This is a genomic window from Aeromonas sp. (assembly GCF_050252055.1).
Lineage (GTDB): Bacteria > Pseudomonadota > Gammaproteobacteria > Enterobacterales > Aeromonadaceae > Aeromonas > Aeromonas caviae.
This window is the reverse complement of sequence record NZ_JBFWLQ010000013.1, coordinates 65,260-78,509: the sequence shown is the minus strand read 5'-3', so window position 1 is coordinate 78,509 and position 13,250 is coordinate 65,260. Positions and strand designations below refer to the sequence as shown.

The following is a 13,250-nucleotide window of genomic DNA, read 5'->3' as shown; positions in this document are numbered from 1 at the left end:
TAATCTGGCAGGATCCGGAGGATCAAGGGCCCCGAATTATACTGGCAACCCGGGGTTAAACAAGGATCCCTCAAGAAAAAAGGCGGCCAGGCCGCCAAAGAGAGAGCTATTTAAGTACTTTGCGCAGGAACTCCCGGGTACGGGGATCCTGCGGATCGACCAATATCTGATCCGGCGGGCCCTGCTCCACGATCCGGCCTCCTTCCATGAAGATCACCCGATCGGCGACATCACGGGCAAACTCGATCTCGTGGGTCACCACCACCATGGTCTGGTGCTGGCGGGCGAGCTGCTTCATCAGGCCCAGCACCTCGTCGACCCATTCGGGATCGAGGGCGGAGGTGGGCTCGTCAAACAGGATCACCTTGGAGTGGGCCGCCATGGCCCGGCCGATGCCGACGCGCTGTTGCTGGCCGCCGGAGAGGGAGGCCGGGTAGGCATCCTGTTTCTCGGCGAGGCCGATGTCCTTGAGGATGCCCAGGGCAGTGGCACGAGCCTCCGCCTTCGGCTGCTTCCAGACGGTGATCAGCCCCTCGGCGATGTTGTCCAGCGCCGTCTTGTTGGCGAACAGGGCGTAGTTCTGGAACACGAAAGAGGCGCGTTTGCGCAGTTCGATGGCCTGCTGGTCGCTGGCCTTGGCCAGATCCACGGCGAGGTCATCGATGACGAGCCGCCCTGCATCCGGGGTTTCCAGCAGGTTGAGGCAGCGCAGCAGAGTCGACTTGCCGGTACCGGAAGGACCGATGATGACGACAATCTCCCCCTTCTTTACCTCAAGATCGATGCCGTTGAGCACCTGATTTCCGTCATAGGCCTTGGAGAGACCCGTTAGGTTGATCATGACAGGCCTCCTTTAATAAGCACGGTTCAGCCGCACTTCCAGCAGATGCTGCAAGCGAGTGAAGAAGATGACCACCACCCAGTAGATCAGCGCCACCGCCATGAAGCTCTCGAAGAACTTGAAGGAGGAGGCCGCTTCCATCTGGGCCTTGCCCATGATCTCCGCCACTCCCAGGGTAAACGCCAGGGAGGTGCTCTTGATCATGTCGATGAAGTAGTTCATCAACGATGGTGTCGCGATGCGGGCCGCCTGGGGCAGGATGATCCGCTGCATCGCCTGCAGCCGGCTCATGCCGATACTGAGGGCGGCTTCCATCTGGCTCTTGTGGATGCCGAGAATGGCTGCCCGGATCGACTCGGCCATGTAGGCGGCAAAGTGCAGGGTCAGGCCGATGATGGCGGCGGTAAAGGCATCCATCCCCACGAAGATGGGGAAGAGCTGCGGCAGCCCGTAATAGAGCAGGAACAGCTGGACGAGCAGCGGTGTACCCCGGAAGAACGAGATATACAGCATCGCCAGCCAGTGAAGTGCGGGAACGCGAAACACCCGTACTATTGCCAGGATCAGCGACAGTACGAGTGCCAATACGAATCCCCACAGGGCCATTTCCATCGTGGTGCCCAGGTATTTGAGCAGGATGGGAAACAGCCCTAGCGTGTACTCGAGGTCAAATTCCATCATTTATTTGCTGGTGATGTCCGCTGCGAACCATTTTTCGGAGATTTTGGTCAGGGTGCCGTCTTTGCGCATGGCGGTGAGGGCATCGTCAACCTTCTTCAGCACGGCCTGCTTTTCCGGGGTCTTCAGGAAGGGCAGGGCGTTCTCGATGGTTTCGAACGGTGCACCGGCCTGTTGCAGCGGCAGCTTGGATTCCTTGATCAGCTGGGCGGTGGAGACGCGGTCCATCACGAAGGCGTCGATGCGGCCCAGGGCGACATCCTGCTCGAAGGCGGAGTCATAGGTACGGATATCGATCTTCTTGTTGGGGTCGTTCTTGCGCAGCAGCTCTTCGAAGTTGGAGCCCAGGTTGACGGCGACTTTCTTGCCTTCCAGGTCTTTGATGCCGTGGATGGTGTTGTTGCCCTTGCGGACCACGATCTGGGCACCGTCATAGACATAGGGCTGGGAGAAGGCGTACTTGGCCTTGCGCTCGTCGGTGATGGTGATCTGGTTGGAGATGGTGTCGACGCGGCCGGTTTCCAGCATGCCGAACAGGCCGGAGAAGCTGGCGGTCACGAACTCGACCTTGTAGCCGGTGCGCTCACCGATCTGGTTCCACATGTCCACCTCGAAGCCCTGCAGCTTGTCCTGCTTGACGAAGGTGAACGGGAAATATTTGCCGGACATGCCGACCTTGATGGTTTCCTGGGCGATGGCCTGGCCGGACAGGCTGGCCAGCAGAATGGCGGCGCCGGAAATCAGCTTGATGGTGGTTTTCATGGGGATTCCTCTCTCTGTAGTGCTGTATTTTTAGTTGTAATCACGGGTTGGCGCTGATGTTATTGGAATAAAATATAAAAAATAAATGATATTTGGTTATATAAAATAACTATGGTCGCAGCGCGCCATTCTGTCCACATTGACGATATCCGGCTGTGGGTAACTTTGGGGATGAAATGGGATCCTGGGGCGTTGGATCCTTGAAAGTCAAGGATCTTATTTGCTGGATCCGTGCGGCAGCAACTGGAGATCCGGCCACTAAAAACGTAGAATAGCCGGTCTTTACTTAATCAATTGACGGGAGTCTAGAGTGACTGCTTCGCTATGGCAGCAGTGCCTTAACCGGCTGCAAGATGAGTTGCCCTCGGCAGAATTCAGCATGTGGATCCGGCCGCTTCAAGCGGAGTTGAGTGACAATACTCTGACCCTGTATGCACCGAACCGCTTTGTTCTGGACTGGGTACGCGACAAGTACCTGCTCCGGGTCAACGGCATCATCAACGAGCTGTGCGGAGCCGACGCTCCCACCCTGCGTTTTGATATCGGCAATCGCCCTCATCCCGTCGCGGTCGCCAGGGCGCCGGCCCGTGGTGTCGATCCTGTGAATAACTCTCCCAAGAGCTGGGAAAACAAGGCCGAAAACAAGCCCGAGCCAAACCACAAGAGCAACACCAACGTGAACTATACCTTCGAGAATTTCGTCGAGGGTAAGTCCAACCAGCTGGCCCGTGCGGCCGCCCGTCAGGTGGCCGACAATCCGGGTGGTGCCTACAACCCGCTGTTCCTCTATGGCGGCACCGGCCTGGGCAAGACCCACCTGTTGCACGCCGTTGGCAATGCCATCAAGGATCGCAAGAAAGACGCCAAAGTCATCTACATGCACTCCGAACGGTTCGTGCAGGACATGGTGAAGGCGCTGCAGAATAACGCCATTGAAGAGTTCAAGCGTTATTACCGTAGCGTCGATGCCCTGCTCATCGATGACATCCAGTTCTTCGCCAACAAGGAGCGCTCCCAAGAGGAGTTCTTCCACACCTTCAACGCCCTGCTTGAAGGCAACCAGCAGATCATCCTGACCTCGGACCGTTATCCGAAAGAGATCAACGGGGTGGAAGATCGTCTCAAGTCCCGCTTCGGCTGGGGCCTGACGGTGGCGATCGAACCGCCCGAGCTGGAGACCCGGGTGGCGATCCTGATGCGCAAGGCGGACGAGAACCAGATCCACCTGCCGGACGAAGTGGCCTTCTTCATCGCCAAACGACTTCGCTCCAACGTCCGTGAACTGGAAGGTGCCCTCAACCGGGTGATCGCCAATGCCAACTTCACCGGCCGCGCCATCAACATCGACTTCGTGCGCGAGGCGCTGCGCGATCTCCTGGCCTTGCAGGAGAAGCTGGTTACGATCGACAACATCCAGAAGACGGTGGCGGAGTACTACAAGATCAAGCTGGCGGATCTGCTCTCCAAGCGTCGCTCCCGTTCCGTTGCCCGCCCGCGCCAGCTGGCGATGGCGCTGGCCAAGGAGCTGACCAACCACAGCTTGCCTGAGATAGGGGATGCCTTTGGTGGCCGTGACCACACCACGGTTCTTCATGCCTGCCGCAAGATCGAGCAGCTGAAGGAAGAGAGTCACGACATCAAGGAAGACTATTCCAACCTGATCCGTACCCTTTCTTCCTGATAACGGAACGGAGTGCACAGATGCAGATTGCATGTTCCAGCCTGATCCGAATCCTTTCCTCCCAATAACAACGGAGAGCACAGATGCAGCTCGAAATTAGCCGTGAGGCCCTGTTACGTCCCCTGCAACTGGTGTCCGGTGCCCTGGGTGGCCGGCCGACTCTGCCCATCCTCGGCAACGTCCTGCTCGATGTCAGCAATGGCCTGCTGTCGCTGACCGGGACCGATCTCGAGGTGGAGATGATCGGACAGGTCTATCTCAACAGCGACAGCCAGGATGGCCGCACCACAGTGCCGGCGCGCAAGCTGCTGGACATCTGTCGCGGTCTGCCGGAGGGGGCGGAGATCCGCCTCAGCACCGAGGGAGAGCGCCTCATCATCCGTTCCGGCCGCTCCCGCTTCAACCTGTCGACCCTGCCGGCGACCGAATACCCGAACATCGAGGATTGGGAATCCGTGCTCGAGTTCGATATCAGCCAGCTGGAGCTGAAAAAACTCATCGACGCGACCCAGTTCTCCATGGCGAGCCAGGACGTGCGCTACTACCTGAACGGCATGCTGTTCGAGAGCGAAGGACACGGCCTGCGTACCGTGGCGACGGACGGTCACCGGCTGGCCACCTGCCGCCGCGAGGTGGTGGGGGAATCGTTGCCCGATCATCAGGTCATCCTGCCGCGCAAAGGGGTGCTGGAGCTGGTGCGCCTGCTAGAAGCAGAAGACAAGCCGGTACGGCTGCAAGTGGGCCGCAGCAACCTGCGCGCCGCCCTGGATGGCTTCATCTTCACCTCCAAGCTGGTGGATGGCCGTTTCCCGGACTGGCGCCGCGTCATCCCGAGAGGGAGCGACAAGGCCCTGATCGCCGGTCGCGAGGATCTGCGCCAGGCCTTTGCTCGTGCCGCCATCCTCTCCAACGAGAAATTCCGTGGGGTGCGTCTCAATCTGCAGGAAAACCTGCTGCGCATCACCGCCAACAACCCGGAACAGGAAGAAGCCGAAGAGCTGCTTGACGTACAATACGCCGCTGGCGAGATGGAGATCGGCTTCAACGTCTCCTATGTGCTGGACGTGTTGAATACGTTAAAATGTGACCAAATCCGGATCAGCCTGAGCGATTCCATCAGCAGCGCCATTATTGAGGATTTTGAGAACCAAGATGCCCAGTACGTGGTGATGCCGATGCGGATCTAGTCGTGTCCCTGGTCAAACTCCAGCTCAGCGACTTTCGCAACATTCAGCACGCCAGTCTCGCGCTGTCTCCCGGCCTCAATATCCTGGTCGGGAGCAACGGCAGCGGCAAGACCAGCGTGCTGGAAGCCATTCATTACCTTGGTCTCGGCCGCTCGTTTCGTACCCATTTGACCGGGCGGGTCATCCGCCAGGGCGAGCGGGCCTTTACCCTGTTTGCCCAGTGCGAGCTGGAGGGGCGTCAGGTGCCCATCGGGCTTGCCAAGGACAAGGGGGGCGAAACCCAGCTCAAGATCGCCGGTGCCCAGGCCCAGCGCCTGGCCGATCTGGCGGAGCTGTTGCCGGTACAGTTGATCCACCCCGATGGTTTCAGCCTGCTGACCGGTGGGCCCCAGGCTCGCCGGGCCTGGCTCGACTGGGGTGTTTTCCATCAGGAGCCGACCTTCTTCTCCCTCTGGGGGCGGGTGCGTCGGCTGCTGAAGCAGCGCAATGCCTTGCTGCGCCAGAGCACCCAGTATCGCCAGCTGGCGTTCTGGGATCAGGAGCTGGTGCGACTGGGTGGCGAGCTGGCGGGGTTTCGCGCCAGTTATTGTCAGGCCATTACGCCCCTGATCAAGGAGATGACGGCAGATTTTCTGCCGGAGTTCGATATCAGTCTTGGATTCTATCGAGGCTGGGAAAAAGACACTCCCCTCGATGCATTGCTGGAGGCGGGGTTCGAACGGGATCGTTCGCTGGGGTACACTGGGGTCGGTCCGCAGAAGGCGGACGTGCGGCTCAAGGCGAACGGCGTGCCCGCGCAGGATATTTTGTCCAGGGGTCAGCTGAAGTTGCTGGTCTGTGCCATGCGGCTGGCCCAAGGGCTCTATTTGAATCAACATAGCAGCCGCGGCTGTATTTTTTTAATTGATGATTTTGCCTCTGAACTGGATGTCGACAAACGTCGTCTGCTGGCCGCAAGGCTGAAGCAGTGCGCGTCCCAGGTGTTCATCACCGCCATCGATACCGGTCAGCTCGCAGACATGATGGATGCGAGTGACTGCAAGCTGTTCCACGTGGAACAAGGCAAGATCTCCGAAACGTTAGAGAAGGCAGAGAGTAAGCTATGAGTGAAAATACTTACGACTCCTCGAATATCAAGGTGCTCAAGGGCCTGGATGCGGTCCGCAAGCGCCCGGGGATGTATATCGGCGATACGGACGATGGATCGGGCCTGCACCACATGGTGTTCGAGGTCGTCGACAACTCCATCGACGAGGCTCTGGCTGGCTACTGCTCCGATATCCAGGTCAAGATCCATTCCGACGGCTCCGTCTCCGTGCGCGACAACGGTCGCGGCATTCCGGTGGACATCCACCCGGAAGAGGGCCGCTCCGCCGCCGAAGTCATCATGACCGTGCTGCACGCCGGCGGCAAATTCGATGACAACTCCTACAAGGTGTCCGGCGGTCTGCACGGTGTGGGCGTCTCCGTGGTGAACGCGCTTTCCGACAAGCTGCTGCTGACCATCCGCCGCAACGGTCATGTCTACGAGCAGACCTATCACCTGGGCGAGCCGCAGGCCCCCCTCAAGCAGATTGGTGACAGCTCCGGCACCGGGACCGAAGTTCGCTTCTGGCCGAGCCCGACCATCTTCAGCGACACCCTGTTCCACTACGAGATCCTGGCCAAGCGTCTGCGCGAGCTCTCCTTCCTCAACTCCGGCGTCTCCATCCGTCTGATGGACGAGCGTGACGGCCGCGAGGCGCACTTCTGCTACGAAGGGGGCATCAAGGCCTTCGTCGAGTACCTGAACCAGAACAAGACTCCGATCCACCCCAAGGTGTTCCACTTCACCACCGAGCAGGACGGCATCGGTGTCGAAGTCGCCATGCAGTGGAACGACGCCTATCAGGAAGGGGTCTACTGCTTCACCAACAACATTCCGCAGCGGGATGGCGGTACCCACCTGGTGGGCTTCCGTACCGCGTTGACCCGGACGCTGAACAACTACATGGACAAGGAGGACTACAGCAAGAAGGCCAAGTCCGCCGCCAGTGGTGACGATGTCCGTGAAGGTCTGATTGCCGTTATCTCCGTCAAGGTGCCTGACCCTAAGTTCTCCTCCCAGACCAAGGACAAGCTGGTTTCGTCCGAGGTGAAGACCGCCGTGGAACAGGCGATGGGTGAGAAGCTGGCGGACTTCCTGCTGGAAAACCCGGGCGACGCCAAAATCGTGGTCAACAAGATCATCGATGCGGCCCGTGCCCGCGAAGCGGCCCGCAAGGCCCGCGAACTGACCCGCCGCAAGGGCGCGCTGGATATCGCCGGTCTGCCTGGCAAGCTGGCGGACTGTCAGGAGAAAGACCCGGCGCTCTCCGAACTCTACATCGTGGAAGGGGACTCTGCTGGCGGCTCCGCCAAGCAGGGTCGCAACCGGAAGAACCAGGCCATCCTGCCCCTCAAGGGCAAGATCCTGAACGTGGAGAAGGCCCGTTTCGACAAGATGATCTCCTCCCAGGAGGTGGGCACCCTGATCACCGCCCTGGGCTGTGGCATCGGTCGCGACGAGTACAACCCGGACAAGCTGCGCTATCACAACATCATCATCATGACGGATGCGGACGTCGATGGTGCGCACATCCGTACCCTGCTGCTGACCTTCTTCTATCGTCAGATGCCGGAAATCATCGAGCGTGGCTATGTCTTCATCGCCCAGCCGCCGCTCTACAAGGTGAAGAAGGGCAAGCAGGAGCAGTACCTGAAAGACGAAGACGCATTGTTGCAGTACCAGACCGCCATGGCGCTGGACGGTGCGACCCTGCACGTCAACGAGTCCGCCCCGGCCATCGGTGGCGAGGCACTGGAACGTCTGGTCAACCAGCATCGCGCCGTGACTCACCTCATCACCCGCATGTCCCGTCGCGCCCCGGAAGCCGTGTTGACCCAGCTGATCTATCAGCCTGAGTTGAACGAAACCCTGCTGGCCAGCGAGAGCGATCTGCTGGCCTGGTGCCAGAGCATGGAGGCCGTGCTCAACGAGAGCAACCACGGCATCCAGTACCAGATGCAGGTACGCCGCGACGAGGAGCGCAGCCTGTTCGTGCCCCACGCCGTGGTACGCCAGCACGGGGTCGACCGCGAATACCCGCTCAGCTATGACTTCCTGCAATCCTCCGAGTACCGTCAGCTGGTCTCCCTGGGCAAGGAGATCGCCAACCTGATCGAGGAAGGCGGTTACATCAAGCGTGGCGAGAAGGTGAAGCCGGTCGCCAGCTTCGTTGAAGCGGTCGAGTGGCTGATGGGCGAAGGCAAGCGTGGCATCTACATCCAGCGCTATAAAGGGCTGGGGGAGATGAACCCGGAGCAGCTGTGGGAAACCACCATGGATCCGGAAGCCCGCCGCATGCTGCGCGTGACCATCGACGACGCGGTCGGTGCCGACCAGCTCTTCTCCACCCTGATGGGTGATGCAGTAGAGCCCCGTCGCGACTTCATCGAGACCAACGCCCTGCGGGTTGCCAACCTCGACGTCTAATCAGACGGTCCGACAACCATCAAAAGCCGCTCCTCGTGAGCGGCTTTTTGTTTTCTGGGGCAAGGAAGAGGGCGCGTTCCACGTGAAACATGAGGGGCCTAGACCTAGACTCTGTCACCGCGAAAGGTGCGGCGCCACTCCCGCGGCGACACCCCGAAGCGGGCGCGAAAGTGCTTGCGCAATATGGTGGCAGACCCGAGCCCCACCAGTTCGGCGATGCGTTCCACGGTGTGGGCGCTGGACTCCAGCAGCGTCTGGCTGCGGCGCAGTCGCTCCGCCATCAGCCACTCCCCGAGGGAGAGACCGGTGGCAAGCTGGAAGCGGCGGCTAAAGGTGCGTCGACTCATCATGCAATGTTCCACCAGGCTGTCCAGGGTGTGGGGCGCGGCCAGGTGCAGGCGCAGGTGATCGAACAGCTGGTTGATCCTGGCATCCCGGGTGGTGGCGGGCACCGGCTGCTCGATGAACTGGGCCTGGCCACCCTCCCGGTGGGGAGGCACCACCAGCCGCCTGGCCAGCTTGTTGGCAATCTGGCTGCCGAGATGCTGGCGAACCAGATAGAGGCAGCAGTCCAGGCTGGCGGCGGTGCCAGCCGAGGTGATGAGCCCGTCGTCGTCGACGTAGAGCGCATTGGTATCGAGCCGCACCCGGGGGAAGCGCTGGACAAACTCCTGTTCAAATTCCCAGTGGGTGGCGGCACCGCGCCCGTCCAGCAGGCCAGCGTAGGCCAGCACGTAGGTGCCGAGACAGAGCCCCACGATCTGGGCTCCCCTGATCCGGGCGGCAACCAGGGCATCGAGCAGGGGTTGGGCGGGGCGCTCGGCCGGATCGCGCCAGAAGGGGATGATGATGATATCCGCCTCCAGCAGACCCTCCAGGCCATAGTCGGCCTCCATGCGAAAGCCCTGGGAGGAGGCGGGTTGCCGCGTGTCATCCCCGGCGCAGAGTCTCAGCTCGAACAACGGCTGGCCCGGCATCATCTTGTCGCCAAAGATGAGGCAGGGCACCGAGCAGTGAAAGGGGCTGAAGCGATCGAAGGTGATGACGGCGACGATAAGGGGACGGGGCATGGTGGCAGACTCCTTTGCACTCGGATCCCCATCATACGGGGCAGCAACAGAAAGCCGAAGAGCCATCTGGTGCCCGGCCTCTCGCTCAGAGCACCATGGTGTCGCCATCCTCGGGCACCCGTACCCGGGCGGCCATCCCCTGGCTGTCCAGGTAGTCGCGCAGCTCCCGCCGGGACAGCAGGGCATGATTGACCGCCTCCATGTGGCTGGCGATCAGGGTGGCCTGCGGGGCGGCCTGATAGACGGCGGCCACATCCTCCTTGCCCATGATGATGGCGCCCAGACCCGTCACCTGGGCATCGCCGCAGTTGAGGACGACGACCTCGGGTTGGTGCCGGTGCAGCGTTTGTTCAACCTGGGCATTCCAGACGGTGTCGCCGGCCAGATAGAGGGTCTTTTCGGCGGGATGGGAGAAGACCACTCCGCTGACCTCGCCAAGGCGATCCCCCAGCAGGGCCATGATGGTGTCGCTGCCGTGCCGGCCTTCCGTCTGTTGCAGGCGGATGCCGGCGAACTCGCCGACCTCGCCCAGCAGGCGCACATCCTCGAAGCCGCATCCCCTCATGGTGTCGGCATCTTTCTGATGCTGCACGAACAGGGGAAGGTGCCTGGGGATCTTCGCTTTCGCGACGTCGTCCCAGTGATCCAGATGGTCATGGGTGACAATCACCGCATCCACCTCCAGCAGGGTCGCCATGGGCAGCGGCAGCTCGACCAGGGGGTTGCGAAGATGGCTGTTGGCCATGCCTTCGAAGCCGGGGTAGCTCCCCTTGGGGGCCAGCATGGGGTCGATGAGGAAGCGGGTTCCTGCGTAGTGGATGAGCAGGGTGGCGTTGCGAACCTGGGTAATCTTCATGGCGTGCTCCGGTTTCTCGTTGGGGACACGGCCAGTATGGAGGGATGAGGGACGGATCATGAGTGGCCCGCAGGCCTATTATCGATCCAATCGGGCCATTCTTGATGGCCTGCATTTCTTTTGTTTTTACCCCTTGAAAGCCACATGCTGGCCCCTATATAGATAACAAGGCCGGAACGCTCGACAGAGGTTTCGACCAGGCGCCCGTCCATCAGGAGGGCAAACAATCCGTTATCGCTCACAAGAGGGTAATACTATGCGTTCTATCGACTTTTCTCCGCTCTATCGTTCTGCCATCGGCTTCGATCGTCTGGCCACTCTCATCGAATCTGCCGCCAGCAATGGCAATGCCGGCTATCCCCCCTACAACATCGAGCAGCTGGGTGACAGCGACTACCGCATCAGCATGGCGGTGGCGGGCTTTACCCAGGAAGAGCTGGAGTTGAGCTTCCAGGAAAATCTGCTGACGGTGAAGGGCAGCAAGCAGGCCGACACCGAGCGCAACTACCTCTACCAAGGCATAGCCGAACGCGGCTTCGAGCGTCGCTTCCAGCTGGCCGACTACGTGCGGGTGAAGGGGGCCGACCTGAAGAACGGTCTGCTGCACATCGACCTGGTGCGCGAAGTGCCCGAGGCGATGAAGCCCCGCAAGATCGAGATCAACGGCTGACAGCCTGACCTCGTTGCATTGCTGATGTTTCCCGGGTGCCGATGGCGGGCCCGCGGAGAGTAAACCCTGTTGCTTTATAGAAGGATAGGATCATGCGTAACCTCGATTTTTCTCATCTCTATTCCAATGCCGTCGGCTTCGAGCGGATGGCCCGCGAGCTGGAAGGCCTGTTCGATCAGAAGACCTCGGCCTACCCCCCATACAACATCGAAAAGCGGGATCACGACAGCTACCTCATCACGGTTGCCGTGGCCGGTTTCGATCGCAATGAGCTGGAGCTGGAGACCGAAAACGGTACCCTCAAGGTGAAGGGGCGCAAGGTCGCCACCATGGGCGAGCGCCAGTTCCTCCATCAGGGGATCGCCGAGCGGGACTTCGAGCTCGCCTTCAAGCTGAGCCAGCACGTGGAAGTGCAGGGGGCCAGGCTGGAGCACGGCCTGCTGACCATAGAGCTGGCCCGGGAGCTGCCGGAAGCGCTCAAGCCCCGCGCCATCCCCATCGGCAAACCCGATCAGCTGGCACTGCCCGGTTAAACAACATCGCTGACCACCTGATAGAAAAGAGGCCTGCATCTGCAGGCCTCTTTTTTTCATGCCGAAGGGGGAATCAACCGGCGTAGAGGGCGTTGATCTCGTCGGCCAGGATGGCGATGCCACGACGCACCAGGTCTTCGCTCTGGGCATAGTTGAGGCGGATGCACTCCTGGCTGTGGCGCCACTCGGGGTCGTCGATGCCGGGGAAGAAGTAGTGGCCGGGCACGATCAGCAGGTTCTTCGCCTTCAGTCGCTCGTACAGCTCCTGGCAGTGGATCGGCAGGTCTTCGAACCAGAGCCAGAGGAAGAGGGCACCCTCCGGCTTGTGGATGTGGAAGCGCGGGTCCGGAATGGCCTCGCGCAGCAGCTGGACCGCGAAGGTGGCTTTGTGCTGGTAGAAGGGTTTCACCACCTGTTCGCTCAGGGTGATGATGTCTCCGCTCTCGATCATCGGAATGGTGATGGCCGGACCCAGGCTGCCCGGCGCCAGATTGATGATGCCGCTCAGGTTGGTGATGGCCCGGATGATCTTCTCGTCGGCGATGACGATGCCGCAACGGGTGCCCGGCAGGCCGAGCTTGGAGAGGCTCATGCAGAGGATGGTGTTGGCGTTCCAGAACGGCTTGGCGTCGCTGAAGATGATGCCGGGGAAGGGCACGCCGTAGGCATTGTCGATGAGGAGCGGGATCCCCTTGTCACGGGCGATCTGATCGAGGTGTTCGATCTCCTCGTCGGTGAGCACGTTGCCGGTGGGGTTGGTCGGCCGGGAGACACAGATCACCCCGATGTCGTCGCCCACCTGCAGGCTCTCGAAATCCACGTGGTATTTGAACTGGCCGTCGGGCAGCTTCTCGATGGTGGGCTTGTAGGCGACGAAATGATCGTCCGAGAGGGCCGAGTCGGCATAGCCGATGTATTCGGGGGCCAGGGGGAACAGCACCTTCTTCTTGCGACCGTCGGCGAATTCGCCGGCCAGCAGGTTGAACAGATAGAAGAAGGCGTTCTGGCTGCCGTTGGTCAGGGCGATGTTGCGGGCGGAGATCTCCCAGCCCAGCTCCTTGCTGAGCAGGGCGGCCAGCGCCCTGGTGAACCTGTCCTTGCCCTGGGGGCCATCGTAGTTGGCCATGGCCTTGATCAGTTCGCCGTTGTCGAGCAGGGTATTGGCCTCGGCCTGAAAGCGTTCCAGCATGGCGGGGATGGGGGCCGGATTGCCGCCTCCCAGCATGATGGCGTCGGGATTCAGCAGCCCTTGATTGAGGTCGTCCATGAGTTGGGTAATACCGGCGTGGCGAGTGAACTTCTCGCCGAACAAGGAGAATTCCATTCGGTGGCAAATCCAGAGTCAGTTAAGGGGGGAGCTAGCACCATAGCTCACTTCAAAAGCGGGTGTCGATCAAAAAAACGGGGCGTTTCACGTGGAACAAGGTTGCCATGATGGAGGTGGTAAAAAAAACCATT

At 60.6% G+C, this 13,250-nt stretch carries 12 protein-coding genes; 6 read left to right on the top strand and 6 right to left on the bottom strand.

Going from position 1 to position 13,250, the window contains the following annotated elements:
- Nucleotides 1-106 precede the first annotated feature (106 nt).
- Genes AB7E19_RS19190 through AB7E19_RS19180 form a run of 3 tightly spaced genes read right to left on the bottom strand, consistent with a single transcriptional unit; the run spans nucleotide 107 to nucleotide 2,281 of the window.
- Complete coding sequence (locus AB7E19_RS19190; RefSeq protein WP_010672282.1) at nucleotides 107-841, bottom strand: amino acid ABC transporter ATP-binding protein; 735 nt, start codon at nucleotides 839-841, stop codon at nucleotides 107-109.
- 12 nt (nucleotides 842-853) lie between these two features.
- Complete coding sequence (locus tag AB7E19_RS19185) at nucleotides 854-1,522, bottom strand: amino acid ABC transporter permease (RefSeq protein WP_010672283.1); 669 nt, start codon at nucleotides 1,520-1,522, stop codon at nucleotides 854-856.
- Nucleotides 1,523-2,281, bottom strand: coding sequence for an amino acid ABC transporter substrate-binding protein (locus AB7E19_RS19180; RefSeq protein WP_010672284.1), 759 nt, complete (start codon nucleotides 2,279-2,281; stop codon nucleotides 1,523-1,525). It lies immediately after the preceding gene.
- 310 nt (nucleotides 2,282-2,591) lie between these two features.
- Here AB7E19_RS19180 and dnaA point away from each other — a divergent pair, with 310 nt between their 5' ends.
- From dnaA to gyrB, 4 genes are all read left to right on the top strand, one after another.
- Nucleotides 2,592-3,962 (top strand): chromosomal replication initiator protein DnaA, encoded by a 1,371-nt coding sequence (dnaA, locus tag AB7E19_RS19175; RefSeq protein ID WP_039040645.1) that lies wholly within the window; start codon nucleotides 2,592-2,594, stop codon nucleotides 3,960-3,962.
- Between the two features lie 83 nt (nucleotides 3,963-4,045).
- Complete coding sequence (dnaN, locus tag AB7E19_RS19170) at nucleotides 4,046-5,149, top strand: DNA polymerase III subunit beta (RefSeq protein ID WP_039040646.1); 1,104 nt, start codon at nucleotides 4,046-4,048, stop codon at nucleotides 5,147-5,149.
- A gap of 2 nt (nucleotides 5,150-5,151) precedes the next feature.
- Entirely contained in the window at nucleotides 5,152-6,255 is a 1,104-nt protein-coding gene (recF, locus tag AB7E19_RS19165) for a DNA replication/repair protein RecF (protein WP_010672287.1), read from the top strand.
- Entirely contained in the window at nucleotides 6,252-8,663 is a 2,412-nt protein-coding gene (gene gyrB, locus AB7E19_RS19160; RefSeq protein ID WP_322131113.1) for a DNA topoisomerase (ATP-hydrolyzing) subunit B, read from the top strand. Before recF ends, gyrB begins: the two co-directional genes overlap by 4 nt.
- 104 nt (nucleotides 8,664-8,767) lie before the next feature.
- Here gyrB and AB7E19_RS19155 read toward each other — a convergent pair whose 3' ends face one another.
- Together AB7E19_RS19155 and AB7E19_RS19150 are read right to left on the bottom strand one after the other, a co-directional pair.
- A complete protein-coding gene (locus tag AB7E19_RS19155; protein ID WP_427936261.1) occupies nucleotides 8,768-9,733 on the bottom strand; it encodes a GlxA family transcriptional regulator in 966 nt (321 codons plus the stop codon).
- An 85-nt stretch (nucleotides 9,734-9,818) separates the two neighbouring features.
- Entirely contained in the window at nucleotides 9,819-10,589 is a 771-nt protein-coding gene (locus AB7E19_RS19150) for an MBL fold metallo-hydrolase (protein WP_322131111.1), read from the bottom strand.
- A gap of 256 nt (nucleotides 10,590-10,845) precedes the next feature.
- On the opposite strand from AB7E19_RS19150, the gene AB7E19_RS19145 reads away from it, so the two are divergent.
- Together AB7E19_RS19145 and AB7E19_RS19140 are read left to right on the top strand one after the other, a co-directional pair.
- Nucleotides 10,846-11,259 (top strand): Hsp20 family protein, encoded by a 414-nt coding sequence (locus AB7E19_RS19145; RefSeq protein ID WP_010672291.1) that lies wholly within the window; start codon nucleotides 10,846-10,848, stop codon nucleotides 11,257-11,259.
- A gap of 92 nt (nucleotides 11,260-11,351) precedes the next feature.
- The gene (locus tag AB7E19_RS19140) at nucleotides 11,352-11,792 is read left to right on the top strand and encodes an Hsp20 family protein (RefSeq protein WP_010672292.1); all 441 of its coding nucleotides are present in this window, start codon (nucleotides 11,352-11,354) and stop codon (nucleotides 11,790-11,792) included.
- Between the two features lie 73 nt (nucleotides 11,793-11,865).
- Here the strand turns inward: AB7E19_RS19140 and AB7E19_RS19135 are convergent, their stop codons facing one another.
- Complete coding sequence (locus AB7E19_RS19135; protein WP_109113150.1) at nucleotides 11,866-13,116, bottom strand: valine--pyruvate transaminase; 1,251 nt, start codon at nucleotides 13,114-13,116, stop codon at nucleotides 11,866-11,868.
- Between the last annotated feature and the right edge of the window lie 134 nt (nucleotides 13,117-13,250).

Excerpts from the sequence above, each read along its gene's own strand:
- AB7E19_RS19190 (WP_010672282.1), bottom strand. The coding sequence starts at position 841 with ATGATCAACCTAACGGGTCTCTCCAAGGCCTATGACGGAAATCAGGTG.
- AB7E19_RS19185 (WP_010672283.1), bottom strand. The coding sequence starts at position 1,522 with ATGATGGAATTTGACCTCGAGTACACGCTAGGGCTGTTTCCCATCCTG.
- AB7E19_RS19180 (WP_010672284.1), bottom strand. The coding sequence starts at position 2,281 with ATGAAAACCACCATCAAGCTGATTTCCGGCGCCGCCATTCTGCTGGCC.
- dnaN (WP_039040646.1), top strand. The coding sequence starts at position 4,046 with ATGCAGCTCGAAATTAGCCGTGAGGCCCTGTTACGTCCCCTGCAACTG.
- gyrB (WP_322131113.1), top strand. The coding sequence starts at position 6,252 with ATGAGTGAAAATACTTACGACTCCTCGAATATCAAGGTGCTCAAGGGC.
- AB7E19_RS19155 (WP_427936261.1), bottom strand. The coding sequence starts at position 9,733 with ATGCCCCGTCCCCTTATCGTCGCCGTCATCACCTTCGATCGCTTCAGC.
- AB7E19_RS19150 (WP_322131111.1), bottom strand. The coding sequence starts at position 10,589 with ATGAAGATTACCCAGGTTCGCAACGCCACCCTGCTCATCCACTACGCA.
- AB7E19_RS19145 (WP_010672291.1), top strand. The coding sequence starts at position 10,846 with ATGCGTTCTATCGACTTTTCTCCGCTCTATCGTTCTGCCATCGGCTTC.
- AB7E19_RS19140 (WP_010672292.1), top strand. The coding sequence starts at position 11,352 with ATGCGTAACCTCGATTTTTCTCATCTCTATTCCAATGCCGTCGGCTTC.
- AB7E19_RS19135 (WP_109113150.1), bottom strand. The coding sequence starts at position 13,116 with ATGGAATTCTCCTTGTTCGGCGAGAAGTTCACTCGCCACGCCGGTATT.